Annotated in this window: 13 protein-coding genes; 1 reads left to right on the top strand and 12 read right to left on the bottom strand. The window is 38.4% G+C overall.

Going from position 1 to position 17220, the window contains the following annotated elements; genetic code table 11:
* Positions 1-3: 3 nt before the first annotated feature.
* From LK536_RS48865 to LK536_RS48915, 11 genes are all read right to left on the bottom strand, one after another.
* Positions 4-1353: a UDP-glucose dehydrogenase family protein gene (locus LK536_RS48865; protein ID WP_227796479.1), complete on the bottom strand. Its 1350-nt coding sequence runs from the start codon at positions 1351-1353 to the stop codon at positions 4-6.
* Positions 1354-1382: 29 nt separating this feature from the next.
* Positions 1383-2537 carry a UDP-galactopyranose mutase gene (gene glf, locus LK536_RS48870; RefSeq protein ID WP_227796480.1) on the bottom strand — a complete coding sequence of 385 codons (1155 nt, stop codon included), beginning with the start codon at positions 2535-2537 and terminating at the stop codon, positions 1383-1385.
* A gap of 29 nt (positions 2538-2566) precedes the next feature.
* Entirely contained in the window at positions 2567-3841 is a 1275-nt protein-coding gene (locus LK536_RS48875) for an FkbM family methyltransferase (protein WP_227796481.1), read from the bottom strand.
* A 24-nt stretch (positions 3842-3865) separates the two neighbouring features.
* Positions 3866-5827 carry a DUF4422 domain-containing protein gene (locus LK536_RS48880; protein ID WP_227796482.1) on the bottom strand — a complete coding sequence of 654 codons (1962 nt, stop codon included), beginning with the start codon at positions 5825-5827 and terminating at the stop codon, positions 3866-3868.
* Between the two features lie 14 nt (positions 5828-5841).
* The gene (gene galE / locus LK536_RS48885; protein ID WP_227796483.1) at positions 5842-6813 is read right to left on the bottom strand and encodes a UDP-glucose 4-epimerase GalE; all 972 of its coding nucleotides are present in this window, start codon (positions 6811-6813) and stop codon (positions 5842-5844) included.
* Between the two features lie 39 nt (positions 6814-6852).
* Entirely contained in the window at positions 6853-8727 is a 1875-nt protein-coding gene (locus LK536_RS48890; protein WP_227796484.1) for a DUF4422 domain-containing protein, read from the bottom strand.
* Between the two features lie 8 nt (positions 8728-8735).
* The gene (locus LK536_RS48895) at positions 8736-9470 is read right to left on the bottom strand and encodes an ABC transporter ATP-binding protein (RefSeq protein ID WP_227796531.1); all 735 of its coding nucleotides are present in this window, start codon (positions 9468-9470) and stop codon (positions 8736-8738) included.
* 18 nt (positions 9471-9488) lie between these two features.
* Positions 9489-10505, bottom strand: coding sequence for an ABC transporter permease (locus tag LK536_RS48900; RefSeq protein ID WP_227796485.1), 1017 nt, complete (start codon positions 10503-10505; stop codon positions 9489-9491).
* A gap of 20 nt (positions 10506-10525) precedes the next feature.
* Positions 10526-11656: a glycosyltransferase family 4 protein gene (locus LK536_RS48905; protein WP_227796486.1), complete on the bottom strand. Its 1131-nt coding sequence runs from the start codon at positions 11654-11656 to the stop codon at positions 10526-10528.
* Positions 11653-13101, bottom strand: coding sequence for an exopolysaccharide biosynthesis polyprenyl glycosylphosphotransferase (locus LK536_RS48910; protein ID WP_227796487.1), 1449 nt, complete (start codon positions 13099-13101; stop codon positions 11653-11655). The genes LK536_RS48905 and LK536_RS48910 overlap by 4 nt, the downstream gene beginning before the upstream one ends.
* Positions 13102-13191: 90 nt before the next feature.
* Positions 13192-13995: a tyrosine-type recombinase/integrase gene (locus tag LK536_RS48915; protein ID WP_227796488.1), complete on the bottom strand. Its 804-nt coding sequence runs from the start codon at positions 13993-13995 to the stop codon at positions 13192-13194.
* A gap of 127 nt (positions 13996-14122) precedes the next feature.
* Between LK536_RS48915 and LK536_RS48920 the strand changes: the two genes are divergently transcribed.
* On the top strand, positions 14123-15499 hold the full coding sequence (locus LK536_RS48920; protein WP_227796489.1) for a YveK family protein: 1377 nt from the start codon (positions 14123-14125) through the stop codon (positions 15497-15499).
* A gap of 177 nt (positions 15500-15676) precedes the next feature.
* On the opposite strand, the gene LK536_RS48925 is transcribed toward LK536_RS48920, so the two are convergent.
* Positions 15677-16612, bottom strand: a complete 936-nt coding sequence (locus LK536_RS48925) for a hypothetical protein (RefSeq protein ID WP_227796490.1) — start codon at positions 16610-16612, stop codon at positions 15677-15679.
* Between the last annotated feature and the right edge of the window lie 608 nt (positions 16613-17220).

The raw sequence follows: 17220 nt of genomic DNA on the forward strand, positions 1-17220 counted from the left end.
TACTTATCTTGGCCATTCCACGCTATTTTGACCAACACCAATCTGATAATACTCAAATCCGTTCTCAAGCATTTCATCGGCGTCATATTGGTTTCTTCCATCAAAAATCACAGGAGCTTTCATTAATTCCTTCATCAGCTCAAAATTAGGACTTCTGAATTCTTTCCATTCGGTAATTAATATCATAGCATCGCATCCGGTTAAGGCATCATACTTTCCATCAAAGTAGGTTACATTTTGATTGCCCTTAAGGTAACAGTGTTTGGCCTCATTGATTGCTTTGGGATCATAGGCATTGATTCTGGCGCCTCTTTTGGTCAGTTCTTCAATAATAACAATAGCCGCACTCTGACGCATATCGTCTGTATCAGGTTTAAAGGCCAGTCCCCATGCTGCAAAGGTAAGCCCGCTTAAATCCTCTCCATATCGTCTGGCCACTTTAGCTGGAATCACTGACTTCTGTGTCTGGTTTACATCCTCTACCGCCTGCAGGATTTTAGGTATGTATCCATTGTTGACGCTGGTCTTGATTAATGCCTGAACATCCTTAGGGAAACAGCTTCCGCCATATCCGCATCCGGGATAGATGAATTGATATCCAATGCGGTGGTCAGAGCCAATGCCGATACGCACCTTATTAACATCAGCCCCCACCAGCTCACATATATTAGAAATCTCATTCATAAAACTGATTTTAGTTGCAAGCATGGAATTAGCTGTGTATTTTGTCATTTCTGCTGAGGCAATATCCATAAAAATAAGGGCTTCTGTTGTCCTGACAAAGGGGGTATAAAGTTCACGCATTTTCTTTTCCGCCCGTTTTGTATCTGTTCCGACCACTATCCGGTCAGGCATCATGCAGTCATGTACAGCAGTACCTTCTTTTAAAAATTCGGGATTTGATATCACATCAAATTCAAGCGAGCTTCCCCGGGCGTCCAGTTCCCGCTGAATTGCTTCCCTTACCTTCCCCGCTGTGCCAACTGGTACAGTGGATTTGTCTATGATATACATATGATGATTCATATATCGGCCTATATCCATTGCCACACCAAGTACGTAATGAAGGTCCGCGCTGCCATCCTCACCCATGGGCGTCCCTACTGCAATGAAGCAGATGTCGGAGATTTTTAATGCATCTTCAATACTGGTTGTAAATTGAAGCCGCTTTGCCTCTGTGTTACGCAGGACAATTTCATCCAGTCCTGGTTCATAAATTGGTATTTTCCCTTCCTGAAGATGTTTTACTTTTGTGTTATCCACATCCACACAGATTACGTCATTTCCCATATCTGAGAAACACGCGCCCGAAACAAGTCCTACGTATCCAGTTCCTACAATTGCTATTTTCATCTTAACCTCCTGCTTTATGTAAATTATAATTAATTTTGTCTTTTTGCTTCCATTCGTATTCTATCTGCCAGTTTCAATGCCTGCGAAATCGTAATGTCCATGTTATAATAGCGGTATTCTGCCAGACGTCCTAATAAATGAAGCCTGGGGATGGCAGAGAGCTCCTTTTTATATTTCTGATACAACATTTCATTTTCTTCAGAATCAATCGGATAATATGGTATATCCCCTTCCCCGCATGGAATCGGATATTCATAGGCAAGAATCGTTTTATCCGATACAGGATTAGCTTGGATTAGCTTAAATTCGCTGGTTCGTGTATAGGAGAAGCGGTTGGGATAGTTAACCTGAACAACCGGCTGACATTGTGTAAGGTTATGCTTTTCCAGCGAAAATTTAAGGGAGCGGTAGGGAAGCCTTCCATATTTATGATTCATTAATTCATCTATACAACCTGTATAAATTACCTCTCCTGGGTATTGCTCACCATCCAAATAAACCCCATCAGCTTTCACGCGGATATGCTCCAAGGCGTCACAGTTCAAGCGAAGTGCAATTTCACGATGTGAAAGCATCTCCTGAATCATGACTGTATATCCTTTGTCCGGCATCATCTGAATTTCATCTGTAAAGTAACGGTCATCATAGGACATCCTTACTGGAACACGTCCCATAACAGATGAAGACATTTCCTCCGGGGGCTTTCCCCACTGCTTTTTCGTATAACCGTAAAACACATTCTGAAAAACAAATTCTGCTAGATTCCGTACCTCCGAATCCGGGTGGAGGCGAAGTTCCATGACAGGCACACTTTGGCCGTCTGGATATGCTTTTTCCAACACCGCTTTCAGATGTTCTGCTGCTGAATCAGGGTACAGTAAATCAATACTTCTAAAATTGAAAGGAATTGGAACCAATCGTTCATTGATTTCCCCAAGAACCCGGTGTTGGTAAGGAAAAAAGCCGGAGAAACGTTTAAGGAAGTCAGCCACCTCTGAAAGATTAGTGTGAAACAGATGGGGGCCGTATTTATGTACTAAAATATCCTCCTCATAATAATCGTAAATGTTTCCTCCAATGTGGTTCCTTTTTTCAAGTATTGTTACGTGAAATCCACTTTCCGCCAGGATTCTGCCGGATACGGCGCCGCTGATGCCAGCTCCGATGATGAGTGCCTGTTTCATATTACCTCCTGCTTTCATTTTCACCTTTACTATGGTACGTATGCAATTAAAGAAACTTCCGTCATTGGATCATGGTAGACAAGTTTTCGAAACATAAACTGATATCCAAGATTTAGGCTTTCTAACAGTGGTTTTATTTCAAAAAAATCTTTTGGAAGATGATAAACAGATATTAAAAGTATCGGTTTATATTTGCATATTGTTTCTATTGCACCTTTTATGGCTTCAAGCTCACTGCCTTCAATATCCAGCTTAATCAATCCTACGTTTAAATCATGTGACGATGTATAAGAATCAATGGTTACTATATCTATATTATCCGAATAGGTTTCAGGCCTCTCATTCATAATGGCCTTATAATTAACTATACTTGCCCCGCTTAACATCTCATGATAATAAATGGGCTTTTCATTGCATCTGTCTCCTAAACCAGCCGGTACCGGATGCAATATGTCTAATCCATTTCTAGTTTTCAATTCACACAACTGCTTAAAATTAGTTGGCATTGGTTCGAATGCATGGATACTTTTGGGAGAGTATTCCTGTAAAACCAAAGCGCTGTCTCCCCAAAAAGCTCCGCCATCAATTATGTCCTTGTCTTTAATATGATTTTGTACCTCTGGTGGAAGCAATAGAACACCACAATGAAATTTAAAAACCGGCGTCTCCAAATAGATTTCTGAATCCAGTCTATATTTCTGCCGAATGTTTATTTCATCCATCCCTTCTGCCATTCCATATAATTCCCAATCATAAAAAATTTTATTTCTGTCATAGAGAAAATAATCAGCATATTTCTGAATCGGCATCATATAAAAATTTCTTTCTAAAAATAAGTCTATTATTTTAATGCTCTCCTCATCAATTCCAACCTTTATGGCTTTGGTTTTTTCTTCAATATTCCTATAGTTCTCTATAAAATACTTTTTCCAATGTTCAATCCATCCGGTACACCAAAGAGCTTCTTCATAACGCAATCTCTCAGTATGATATTGTTCGAGTTCTATTTTATTGTTGTTTAATTCCTTTTCCTGTAAAAGAGTAATTCTTTGTAAATGCTCAATCTTCTTCTCCTGTATTTGTACTTTTTCTTCTTGCATCTTGCTGTGATTTTCTTTCTCTTCTAATAATTTTCGATTTATTTCGTTTTCTTTTTCTAGATGAATGGATTTCATTTTCAAAGAATCAAGTGCGTGAAGAATTACGTTTTTTCTCTTAAATTTTATTGGAATGTTTCCAATGTAAATAACAGACTCAATACCTTTTAACTCATAGCGTGTAATTCCTTTTATCAATTTTTTCATTCCTTAGCTTCCCTTTATATATTTTTAACAAAAAATTTTAATAACCCGTCGAAGCCAATCTCGCCTTTTTGATCCAATAGGATATTTTTTATTAAATTTGTTTATAGCTTTAACCATCACTCCATCTGTATAAATAGGTTCATTTAAAGTTTCGATTTTTACATCATGATAAGCCATCTGCTCTGTATGTGAAGCCTCTGGATTACTATTTAAGTGGATGTGTAGTGTTTCAGTATTAACTACTTTTTTACATAAACGTTTTAAAATTTGTTCGTAGTATTCATTCTGTCTGGCATAAATCCAAAACAAATTAGCCTTATCACTTTCTGGAAAATCCCAAGGTTTTTTACATCCTGCAAAATGAATAATGAAGGGATTTTTATACGCCAATAAATACTCATCATATAATTTATAAGGAATTACTTTAGCCGCCTGCATTCTTGAATATCCTTTTTCTCTATAATCAGTTAAAACATTCCACTTCATATCCAGAAATTGTACTTTTCCTTCACATATTATATTTAAAATATCCTGATCAACGAACATCCAATTATTTGCATTAAACATATTAGTGAGCTTGTGAAATGAAATTTCTTTTTTAAATTGCTCAACATTATAAACAAGCACTCCAGAATTAAAATATTCATAAGGAGATGTTAAATTTAAGATATCTTTTGCATATTTTTGACGATTTGGATCGTAGGAATTATATGCAGCAATCCAATCAACGTCTTTTACCGCGCAAACAAGTTTTTCCCCCATCTCTATATTAAATAACTCAGATAAATCATGGAGTACAATCAAGTCCGAGTCCAAATATATAACGGTTTTATACTCTTTCATTATAAATTGGATTAACAAACGGAAATAATTTTCCTTAGAAAAATGACTATTTACTTTAAAGTCAATATCTTTAATTATTTTAGTAACATCAAAAAAACGAATTTTTAAATTTTTATAGTTAGCAAACTGTTCTATAAATGCATCAATAGCCATCTGTTCTATTTTTGAATGTAAGATTACAACATCATAGTTATAATCTTTTGAAGAATTGACTATGAGAGAGCATATAGTGACAGATACATAGGGTAAATAATCTTGATTCGCCGAAAAAACCACTGGTACATTAGCTATAGAAAAAGCTGGAGATAGCGTATGATTTACTTCGGTATCAGCAAATAAAGTCCTTTGCAATTCTACCGTCTTTATAGCCGGATTTTTCTTTAAATAGGTATAATATATGCCCCATAGTCTTTCTGCTAAAAACGCACTAATTCTATTTTCCTCATATGAATAATCATCATAGCTTCTTTCTTCGCCATGTTTACGTAAAACTTCAAATAACCATTGATTATATTGATTGAACAAATTCCGTTTTATGATGTACATATTACAGAAATATGCCCACGAAGAATTAGAATACTCAGTAACAGCATCTTTTAATTCGGGATAATCCCTGTTTATGATTTTTACAGCTAATTCATAATCTTCTATTCGATGATCATGCGAAAAATTTTTATAATGTCCATATACTGTTTTTCCAATATCTTTTAAATTGGTCGGTGTAACCGTGATTATGTCATTCTGCTTTACTAAATCTGTTATCACTTGCTTGTTATAACAAAGACGTTCTAAATTAACCTGAGATATACCATCCATTACTATATTTCCATAGCAATCTTCTTCTAAATGAATCGAATTAAAGGAGAAATATCTTCTATAATGCATAAATCCATAATAGTCAGAATCATAATCATTTTTCCATGCCCAATATTGTGCGGTCAATTCACAATAACGCTTATTACTCGCTGAAATATTTTCCCCCGTATTGTCATGCAATATTCCTGGTATCTCTTCCTTGGCTAAAGCAGTTCCTACTTGGATTGGATATAAAAAATCCATTTTAGGTATATAACATTCCTTATGACATGATACATAAATCTTTATTTTCGGTTCATCCTCATTAACATTTTCTTTAATCATCATTCCGATTCCTCATATTAGTATTTTTTATCCTCATGCCACTTCCAGGCATGTTCCACAATTGTCTTTATATCTCCGTATACAGGGCTCCATCCCAATACCGCTTTTGCTTTTTTTGCACTTCCGATTAATATTGGAGGGTCCCCCGCCCTTCGTTTTTCTTCCTTTACTATAAAATCTTTTCCTGTTACCTCTTTGACCACATCAATTACATGTCGTACTGATTCCCCTTTTCCGTTACCCAGGTTAAAGCAGCCACTTTCACCTCCATTTTGCAGATACTTCAGGGCCCTGATATGGGCATCCGCCAAATCAGTAACATGAATATAATCCCGAATACAGGTCCCATCTGCCGTAGGATAATCCGTTCCAAATATACTGATAGATTCCCTGCAACCGCTGGCTGCATCCAAGATTAAGGGAATCAGATGCGTTTCCGGACTGTGGCTTTCACCAATTTCCCCTTCCGGGTCGGCTCCGGCTGCATTAAAGTAACGGAGACAACAGTAATTCAGGCCATAAGCTTTATGGTAATCCTCCATAATGTGTTCCACCATAAGCTTAGAAGCCCCGTAAGGATTAATCGGATTCTGTGGCATATCCTCCGTAATTGGCATTTGTTTTGGTTTTCCGTAAGTTGCGCAGGTAGATGAAAAAACGATGTTGTGTACCCCATGATTCCGCATCTTATCTAGAAGTTTGATTGTATTACATACATTGTTATTATAGTATTTTGACGGCTTATTCACGGACTCACCAACATAGGCATATGCGGCAAAATGAACAACTGACTCGATAGGATACTTGTCAAATATCTCATCCAACCGGTTCCCATCTGCTACATCTCCTTCCTCAAATATTCCCCATTTTACACTTTCACGGTGCCCATAGACCAGATTATCGTATATCACCGTGGGGATCCCTCTGCGGCTCATTTCTTTATTAGTGTGACTTCCGATATATCCAGCGCCACCAATTACTAAAATCATATTTGTCTCCTCCTGATATATAGTTACCCTACTTCATGCCTATAACCATTTTTTGAAAATAGTTCTTACAGCTATCCGCCGGCGTGAACCGGCTGGTAGTATGGCATTTATTTTTTTCATATCCACTGCAATTTCAATTCTGGTTGGTTTAAGACGGAATATCCTCTTTCCAGTCACTGCCTGAACAACATTTCTGTATGCCAGATTTGATGCATTATCACACAAAATCATTTCATAAAATGGTGTTCTCCTGGCATATTCCCAGAATTCTGCTCCGAAATCACAAAGCGGTGTATTCCAGGGTTTCCATCCTCCTGCATAATGTATGATAGCTGGCGCCATCCGTGCTGTACCATATTCCTGCCACAATACATAGGGCGTGTTTCTCATCTGTTCCATCCGACTGTGTCCGCAATGCTTCCAGTTCACCAATACGTTCCATTTTTGTGGCAGGAACTTCACTTTTCCCTGACACAGAATATTAAGGACATCCTGATCTACCATCCGCCAGTCACGGGCCAAGGTGAGTTTCACCATTTCCAAGCTGCTTAACTCATTTTTCATTTTTTTCAAATTTAATAGCAGGACACCTGCCTGGAAATACTCCAGTGGATGTTCTAGCTTTAATATAGAATCCAGATATTTTTTCTGCCCCCTATCTGTCTTATAAGTTCCTATTACATCCATATCTTTTACAGCAGCCAAATAATATTCATCCACATTTTCTTTATAGAGTTCCGCCACATCATGACAAACCACCATGTCTGCGTCCAAATAAAGGACTTTATCATATCCTTCCAATAAATCCAGAATGAAATACCGGTAAAATGTTTCAACGGAAAAATGATGATGGACACGAAATGGTATTTGATGTACCTGGTTAGAACAGTCACAAAAACGGATTGAAATATTACGTTTTTTGCCACTCATTTGTTTTACTATGTTCTGTAACTCGCCATCCACATTACGGTGCAGGATAATGATATCCAGATTGTTTTCAAACGAAAAAGTGTCAATCAAAGAACGTATCATAACCGATAAATATGGAATGAACTTCCTGTCTGCTGCCATTACTACCGGAATCTGATTTTCATGAAATACTGGTTTTAATACATTCTTGGGGGACGTAGTTCCGAAGATAATATATGGAAGTTCACAAAAGTTCCCATTTCCGCATCTTTTTAACTCCGTATAATATATCCCAAAAAGCCGTTCAGCCAGATAAGCAGTAGCCCTTTGCTCCGACTCACTATATTCATTAAAATCTACCCGATGTTCATATTCCTCAAGCAGTGGGAATAGCCATTCCATATATGCCCTGAAGTAATCTCTTTTCATGATGTACATATTCATAAAGTAGAGTTCTTTTGAGTACATATAAGAATCTGCTGCTTCTTTATAATCCGGACGCAATTCTTTTAATATCTGAATCATCAAATCCAAATCTTTTTGGAAATGGTATTGACAGTATTGTTCATAAGCTGTAAAATTCGACTGTTCACGTATCAGTGATACAACATCATACTTTTTTACTACAGCAGAAATATTTTCCGACATATCGTCTTGACCAGACGCCCAATTTATGATATCTGCGAATTCATGATAAGGCCGTTGATAACCGGCTTCAATCCTCCCTGCCTTATCTACCGGATATTCTTTCTGAAAAGAAAGGTATCGCCGATAGTGAAAAAAGCCATAGTACTCGGCGTCCACGTTTTTCCAGACCCAATATTGGACTGTTAATTCGCAATAAGTTTTATTCTTTGCCGAAATATTTTCACCTTCATCATCGTATCTCATTCCGCAAAATCTATGGCCTGAAAGAGCCGCACCTGCCTGCACCGGAATCAGTATCGGACAATCCGGCACAAAGCTTTCTTTATGACAGGAAATAAAAATTTTTACATCCAACATATTAGATTTCAGCCTTCCCTTTCATATTGATTACACACGGTCGTTGTCTGACCAATCATACGGATCCGCCCATGCTCCAGCCAAATTACGCGGGTACACATTTCCCGGATTTGTTCCAGACTATGTGATACAAAAAATACAGTCGTCCCCCCACTCATAAGTTCCAGCATTCTAGCGCGGCTTTTTTCCTGAAACGGTGCATCACCCACTGCAAGTATTTCATCTACTATCAGGATTTCAGGATTTACTATAGTTGCAATCGAAAAAGCCAGACGCATCATCATACCGGAGGAGTATGTCCGTAGCGGTTCATCGATAAATTGACCAAGTTCTGAAAATGCAATGATGTCGTGTTCACGATCAATTAAATATTTTTTAGAATAGCCAAGAATCGCTCCATTTAAAAACAAGTTTTCCCGACCGGTCAATTCGGTATCAAACCCCGATCCCAGTTCCAACATAGGAACAATATTTCCGCGGCATGTAATTATTCCCTTTGTTGGTTTCATAATGCCTGCAATTATTTTTAAAAGCGTACTTTTTCCAGAACCATTTCTCCCAATGATTCCTATTACTTCTCCCTTGCCTACTGTAAAGCTAACATCCTGTAATGCCTGGAAACAGACTGGCTTTGATTTACGTGTTAATGCAGTAACGGCAAACTCCTTAAGTGATTTGGGCCGGTTACTTTCCAGACGGAAATCCATAGATACCCGTTGTGCTTTTACGATTTCTTTTTCCACTTCCAATAACCAGCCTTTCTATAAATTCAATACAAAATGGTCCTGTAACCTTTTGAATACAACGCCTCCAAGCAGCAGTGAGCCGGCTGCGTACATTGCGGCTGCTGCAAAGGTCCTCGGTTCCGGGGCAATTCCGTCCATAAAAATTTTCCGGGCGAATGCGACATAACAATACATTGGATTCCACTCAAACACCCAACGGAAATTTTCCGGGATAATGCTTATAGGGTAGAATAGGGCCGTTAAATACATCCACAACATGCTGACAATGCCCCATAAAAACTGGATGTCCCTAAAAAATACCATCAGGGCAGATAATAGCATGCTTAATCCCATTGTGAACCCAATGACACATACAAATAAATATGGCAGCAGGATAAGCGCTTTCGTAAAGGATTCTCCCGTCAGAACCATACCGACGAATATAAGAATCATTGACAGTACAAAATTAATTGTGGAGGACAGGACCTTTGTGACCGGATACATATACTTTGGTACATAAACCTTTGTAATGAGGCTGGCATTCCAAACAATAGAGCCTAAAGACAATCCTACAGCCTCTGTGAAAAAGTTAAATACCACCAATCCAGTCAGCATATAAATAGGGAAATTGTCAATATCTGACCGAAACAACTGCGAAAACACAATATACTGTACCGTCATCATTAGAAGCGGATTCAGAAGGCTCCATAATACACCTAAAAAAGAACGTTTGTATCTAACCTTAAAGTCCCGTTCCACAAGTTGGCTGATTAAAAAACCATATTTTTTAAATGCGGCTGCGGTAGTAAAAATCAAATCCCATTTTCCATTCTCAAAGCGCCAGGCAGAATAAACATAGAGCAAGGTAAACATCATCCAGGCGGCAACTACTAATCTGTTATAATGTTTTCCGGTCCAAACCTCTTCCATGCCTGCGGCCGTCTGTCTATAATAAAGCTGTTGACCTGCCGCAAAATGAAAAAGTACCGTCACCGCTATGAAAACCAGCAGAAAGAGTATATAATTCTTTAAATAAGACTTGTTCTTCTTCATCCTTGTTTCCCTTTTCTCTATTAATTAAATTTGCTATATATATCCCGCATTTCTTCTTCTACCTGTTGGATATCGTACTTTTTAATTGCTTCCAGCCCACGTCTTACCAATGCCTCCCGCGCCGCGCCGTTATTTAGAAGATAATGTATTTTGGCAGCATATTCGGAGGGAGTATTTTTTTTGACAAGCCCCTCTTTGCTACCACCCAATAGATCTCTGTTTCCCCGTATATCAGAACCTATTACGGGTATTCCGCTAGCCATTGCCTCCATTAATGCAACAGAAAGTCCCTCTTGAAAGGATGGCAGAAGAAATAAATCTGCAAGCTGATATAGTTCCAATATATCGTTTCGATATCCTAGAAAATATACCTGTTCCATAACATCCAACCGTTTTGCTAAAGCCTTTAACTCATCCTCCAGGATTCCATGACCGCAAATCACATAGCATAATTTTCTGCTATCGAGCAGTTTTAACGCCTGTATCACTGTGGCATGATTTTTTCTTGGTATTAATTCACCCACCGACAGAAGAATCGTTTTTTCATCCGGTATACCAAGGTTTCTTCGCTTTTGGGTCAAATAATCTTTGGAAAGCTTTGAGCGCTTTATATGTTCTATATCAATCCCCACACCGGAAACATAGTTAACAGAGCGGCATGAAAATTTTCTTGCTCTTAAATAATCTTCCTGGTTGATGCATATTAATTGATGGGTGTACCTGGCCAGCATTCTTTCCGCCGGATAATATATCAGCCAATTGATTAACGGAGCTCCTTTGTAAAAGTGAAATCCGTGGGCTGTATATATAACAGTCTTGACTGCGGCCTTTCGGGCAGCCAGTCTTCCCAATGCGCCTCCCATAGGGGTGTGGCAGTGGATTAAGGAAAAATTCTCCTGTTCCATCAGGTTAGTAAGTTGAATATAAGCTTTGATATTTTTTTTATTGAATGGATTCCGGCAAAAGTCAATCTGATGACACTCTATTCCAGTCCCTTCCAGCCTTTTGTTGTCAACTCCATAGGATGGCATATGAAAATTGGCCGCATAATGGATTTCATACCCCATGCTTTCTAAGATATGTACATTATTCATCTCAAATTGAGGTACAAAGCCACTTACTGTTGTTACTAAAAGCGCTTTTTTCTTCATGATTCATTTTCCCGTTCTTTTTTTTCCTTCTGCCACATTGCTTCTTCTCTTTGGGAATTCTCCTGTCGCACACCTTCTGTACTTTCCTTCATAAATAGGATTTTAGGAGTAAGTAATAGCAGCTTCAAATCCAGAAAAAGCGAATAATTCCGGATATACATTAAATCTAACTTTAATTTGTCATAAAAAGTGGTATTGTATTTGCCATATACCTGTGCATAACCAGTAAGACCCGCCTTAAACTTCAACCGATAAGTAAATTCCGGAATTTCCTTTTCTATCTCCTTGGCAAGCTCCGGTCGTTCTGGTCTGGGACCGACTAAGGACATTTCTCCTTTTAAAATATTAAGAAATTGTGGTAACTCGTCCAGCCGCATACGGCGCAGAAAGACCCCAATAGGCAATATCCTGCCATCGTTTTGCGATGCCCGCATAGCTCCTGTCCGGCATTCAGCATTCTGCACCATGGTGCGGAACTTATAAATCCGGAATATCTTTCCATTCTTGGTTAATCGGTCTTGGCAGTAAAAGACAGGACCATTGTCGGTAATTTTTATCAAAAGCGCAATCACGGCAAAACAAGGAAGCGCCAGTACTAATCCCACGGTAGAGATTATGATATCGAATAATCTTTTGAGAAATCTCTGTTCTAATGACAGTTCCTCATTTCTTGACAGGAGCAGAGGGGAATCAAACACATCCAGTTCTACAGAAGAACGCAATAAAACATCTGATATTTTAGGTACTATATAGGTTCTGATAGATTGTTCGAAACATTGCTTCAGCAACCTATTCCTTTGATTTGATGGAATGTCTCCGATAATTACCGCATCATACTTTTTTGCCTCATTCATAATTTGATTTTGCCCCAGCCCAACAGATACAGCGTTAGCCAGAATATACTTGTCCTCTCTTAAATGGATTTTCTCTTCTAAATGAAAAACCGGATAATTGCCATAGACAAGCAACAGCCTTCTTGCTGGAAATAGCTTTTGATACAGCCATTGAAATAGGATTACCCATATCGCAACTACCCCAAATTCAACAAAGCTCATAAGAAACATTGGGCAAACTGAGTGAAATCTTTTATCCAGAAGGGAAATTTGAATGTATGTAATCAAATTTGTTGCAATAATTGATAGAATCTGAGACCAAATAAGATTTCCTTTTTTTAAGTATGAAATTTTAAAACCACCATATGTTCTGTTAAAAAAAATTAATAGAGTGGTATATAAAGCAACCATCAACCAGTTTCCTTTTCTCCAAAAAGGCATTTGAATTATTTTATTGTAATAATTATTCCAAACAATCCAGTAAACCATAGCTACAAAAAAGACTGCATTGAAAGAAAAAATAAACTTTATTAAGCCCTTAAACCGTTCATATCTCTTCACTTTTGGTCCCTTTGAAATTGCAAGGTTGCGATTCCTCTCATTCGTATCCATATTTTTCACTTCCGATAATGTCCCTTATACCAACAAAAAGTCAGGCCCTTCCGGCCTGACCCACTTAACAATAACGATGAGAATTTTACCTTACCAATCCACAACCTTATTAACAATCAATCTCTGCTCCGTACTGCTTTTCCTCAAATATATCCTTGTGGTTTCAATATTTTCATGCCCCATAAGGTCTGCCAGTAATGCGATATCATTAAAACGGTTAAGAAATGTTTTGGCGAACAGATGGCGAAAGGAATGGGGGTAAACAACCACAGGATTAATGTTATACCGGATGGCAAAGCTTTTTAACTGGATTGCAATCCCTCGGGTTGTGATTAAATTCCCCTGACGGTTAAGAAAGATAAATCCACTGTTTCGATTAAGCCCTTTTAGCCACTCCTGTGCCTCTTGTTGCAGGGAGTCAGGAATATATAATCTCCGTAGCTTCCCGCCTTTGGAATATAAATCCAGATAACCGATGTTAATATGTTCAACTTTAATCTGAAGCAATTCACTTATTCTGGCCCCGGTAGCTGCCAGGAAACGTACAACAAAATACCAGAGCATTTCATCATCACCTTTTAGACAATTTTTAAAGTAAATATAATCTGCTTCACTTATGACATTTTCTAAAAAATTCTTATGTTGTATTTTCACTGGTGGGATTTTCATATTAACCTTATTGATGCTCTCCAGATAACAGTTAATGGCCCTTATACGTAGATTAACAGTTTCTGGTTTGTACGTTTCGATTAACCACAGTTTATACTGCTTGAGATTTTTTCGGGTTACAGTGTTATAATTTTTCAGATATTGCTTTAGGGCAAAGGAATAAGATGTGATGGTGTTGGTGGATAGATTGTGATTTTTCAGATACTCTTCAAATTCTTCTAACATGGCATAAGCCCCCTTTCGATATTGATTGTATCAGACAGTTGGAAGTAATTTAAGGTGGGGGATTGGTTGATTCTTTTTTTCGGATATGTTATGATAAAACGCAGTGAATCAATAAAGGAGAGAAGCTATGGATAATCATAATTATGAGCAGGAGATTGACTTGAAAGATTTAATGTTTGCTGTTTTTCATAAATGGCGTGGAATTATTTTAGTTGCAGTTATATTGGGCATCCTGTTGGGCGGGTATAAGTTGGGGGCCGGTTTAATTAATAAGGGGTCTGGTGAAAACGTTGAGGATACAGAGGTAACCTATGCTGAGGACCAGGATATATATGAGAGGACCCAGGCTCTGTATGAATTGGAGATAGAGGACCTGAAGGAGAAGATTAAAGCCCAGGAAACATATCTTACTAATTCAATATTAATGCGGATTAGCCCGTATAATAAATATACTGCTTCTGCGGAAGTGTTTGTAAAGACCGATGTACCGGACAATCCAGGTGGTGTTTATTTATTGCAGTCGGACCCGGCGGACGGTATTATTAAGGCCTATGAGGGCATTGTAAAGAGAGCGGACGGATTAGATAGGATATCAGGGAAGAGCATTGATAATCAATATATACGTGAATTGATTGAAACAAATATTGACTATGAAGGAAATGTTTTGACTATCTCAGTTGCATATTCAGATGAAGCAGGGGCTGTGGAAATATTGGATGCTCTTTTGAATAATCTTGAGAGCAAGAAAGCTGAGATACAGGAAAAACTAGAAAAGCATGATTTGATTGTAATGGATGAGGTAGTGGGTGTCACTGCGGATCAAGGTTTGGCTGGAATGCAGCAGAATAACACAAATACTTTTGCAACCTTGCAGAAGAATCTGGCGGATAAAGAAAAAGCCTTAGAGGAACTGGTGGAGCCATCCCAGCCGTCAGCTTTATCAGCTGCCTCCAGCCTTAAGAGTGGAATCAAGTACGGAGTGTTGGGTGGCGTACTGGGAGCCTTTTTATCCATATTCTGTATATGCGTTGCATTTTTAATGAGTGACAGACTGAACTCTGAAAAGGAACTTAAGAAACGTTTTGGACTCAGGATTCTTGGCGTTTTTTCACAGGTTCCCCGAAAACGGGCCTTTGCAGGCATAGATAGATGGCTTAACCGGATGGAGGGAAAGAGATTACGTCATCCGGCTGAAGTGTATGAAATCATGGCTGTCAATGTAAGGAACTATATGCAGACAGGGAAAAAAATATTGATTCTTGGCTCTGCATCCAATGATAAAATGTCTGAGATTGCAGAGGAACTAAAAAAACGGGTAGATGGAATTGAAATTCAGATAGGCCAGGATATGGAACATTATGCCGAGACATTAAGCCTTCTTCCGGAAGCCGGTCAGATTATTCTGGTGGAAGAGAGAGGAAGGGCTAAATTTGAGGAAATCCAGAGCCAGGTTGAGGTAATAAGAAGTCTGGATAAGGATATTATGGGATGTGTTGTTCTATAAACCATGTTTTTGTAAGATAACAGTAAAGCTGGAAGTTCAGGATTGTGCTTCCGGCTTTTATTGGAATAGTAGCAGGACGAGAAGCACATATATAAGTATTGAATAGAAATTCGATGTAAAAGACACCGCTATTGGGGATTTGAACTCATAGCAGTGTCTTCTTCAATTAATTAACATCTATTGTACAACCCGATAACTCCCTCTATCCGGCGCCGCCGTATCCCACTCCGGCATCCAAGCCCCATCGCTTCCAACCCAATAATACATCTCAATCGCATTGGACTTCACATAGCAGTCAGATTCCATATATCCATTATAATTAAAATAATACCACTTATCATTAATGATTCTCCAGCAGTCTGTTGCATAAGTTCCATCCCCATACTTAAACTTCCAGCCAGAGTAAGCTTTTTCCCATGTACCATTTCCACGGGACCATGCATCTTCACGGGTCAGGACCTTGGCATCGGAGTCGGCGGACCAACCGCTGGATTCTGTTGTATAGGTGCCGAGTGCGCGTACATTAAACGTATAACTGCCTTCTGTATTGATATAAGAACTGAAATCATGAGAACAGGCTGTCTCTGTTGCTGTGGCCAGCAGGCGGTTATTTTTATACAGTTTCACCTCATACTTTTCTGAACCCTCAACTTCGTCCCACACAGCAGTATCGCCGCTCCAGCTTGTAGCTGTACTCACAGGCAGATTACCGGATATTTCAGGAAGGTAAACCTGCAGGATTAGTGAGCTTCCGTCTGATTCAATGTGGGATTCTTTATATTGTATACCCAGACCGGACAGGGTAAAACTATTTTTCTTAATGTCAGAGAAGCGGTAGCCGTCCTGCGCAGATAATTCCACCTCAGCCTCAGGGCGCTCGCCGAAAATCCAGGTATCATCGTCTTTGAGATATACCGTCCCCTCAACCTTATACTGGCTGCTGCTGGAATTGGCATAGATGTTGCCTACAATATCGCCGCCCTTGGGGGACTTATCCCAGGAAAAGGATAGGGACACGGAAGTAATGGATTTTTCTTGAGCAGAGGCGCTGATGAAACCGCCAACGGTCAGACATGCTACTAAAATGGGAATTGCGAATACTTTTTTTAACATAGAATTACTCCTTTCCATAGGAATTGAACTAATGAATGAAAGTTTAGTTATCATTTTTATTGTAACGTATAACCACGAAAATGTCTAATGTTTGCAGAAAGAAATACCTAAAATGAAATACTAGAAATGATGAATCACCAGAAATAATGGAACACTGAAAATAGGGTTATCTAACATAAAAAGTAAATGAAAACAAAGTCAACATGTAAATATTAAAAAATTATTACAGAAAACGGTCTAATTTCCTGCTCAAAATTAAGATTACATAATAAGCCACTTATAATATAATAGATTGATAGGTATGCCTATGACCGCAGTGTTAGCATGTAATAAAAGAATATAAGCGATGTTTTAATATAGAATATAGAACAAATGGACGGAATACATAATAAACGGAATACATAATAAACGAGACGTAAGATGATAAAGGCGTATGAACAGAAAGATATAAAGTCATAGAGATAAAAGACATAGGCAGATAAATGTATAGGTAGACAAAAATGTAGTAGTACGAAATCATAGAGACACAAATGCGCAGGGTGAGAAAAACAATCGGAGATAAAAGCATAGGGAGTAAAAGCATATTGATTTTTTTGGGGGAGTGGGGT

Source organism: Clostridium pacaense, from assembly GCF_020709765.2.
Taxonomy (GTDB): Bacteria; Bacillota; Clostridia; order Lachnospirales; family Lachnospiraceae; genus Enterocloster; species Enterocloster hominis.

What these genes read in the sequence shown, in the direction of transcription:
- LK536_RS48865 (WP_227796479.1), bottom strand. Translation starts at nt 1,353, where the DNA reads ATGAAAATAGCAATTGTAGGAACTGGATACGTAGGACTTGTTTCGGGC.
- glf (WP_227796480.1), bottom strand. Translation starts at nt 2,537, where the DNA reads ATGAAACAGGCACTCATCATCGGAGCTGGCATCAGCGGCGCCGTATCC.
- LK536_RS48875 (WP_227796481.1), bottom strand. Translation starts at nt 3,841, where the DNA reads ATGAAAAAATTGATAAAAGGAATTACACGCTATGAGTTAAAAGGTATT.
- LK536_RS48880 (WP_227796482.1), bottom strand. Translation starts at nt 5,827, where the DNA reads ATGATGATTAAAGAAAATGTTAATGAGGATGAACCGAAAATAAAGATT.
- galE (WP_227796483.1), bottom strand. Translation starts at nt 6,813, where the DNA reads ATGATTTTAGTAATTGGTGGCGCTGGATATATCGGAAGTCACACTAAT.
- LK536_RS48890 (WP_227796484.1), bottom strand. Translation starts at nt 8,727, where the DNA reads ATGTTGGATGTAAAAATTTTTATTTCCTGTCATAAAGAAAGCTTTGTG.
- LK536_RS48900 (WP_227796485.1), bottom strand. Translation starts at nt 10,505, where the DNA reads ATGAAGAAGAACAAGTCTTATTTAAAGAATTATATACTCTTTCTGCTG.
- LK536_RS48905 (WP_227796486.1), bottom strand. Translation starts at nt 11,656, where the DNA reads ATGAAGAAAAAAGCGCTTTTAGTAACAACAGTAAGTGGCTTTGTACCT.
- LK536_RS48910 (WP_227796487.1), bottom strand. Translation starts at nt 13,101, where the DNA reads ATGGATACGAATGAGAGGAATCGCAACCTTGCAATTTCAAAGGGACCA.
- LK536_RS48915 (WP_227796488.1), bottom strand. Translation starts at nt 13,995, where the DNA reads ATGTTAGAAGAATTTGAAGAGTATCTGAAAAATCACAATCTATCCACC.
- LK536_RS48920 (WP_227796489.1), top strand. Translation starts at nt 14,123, where the DNA reads ATGGATAATCATAATTATGAGCAGGAGATTGACTTGAAAGATTTAATG.
- LK536_RS48925 (WP_227796490.1), bottom strand. Translation starts at nt 16,612, where the DNA reads ATGTTAAAAAAAGTATTCGCAATTCCCATTTTAGTAGCATGTCTGACC.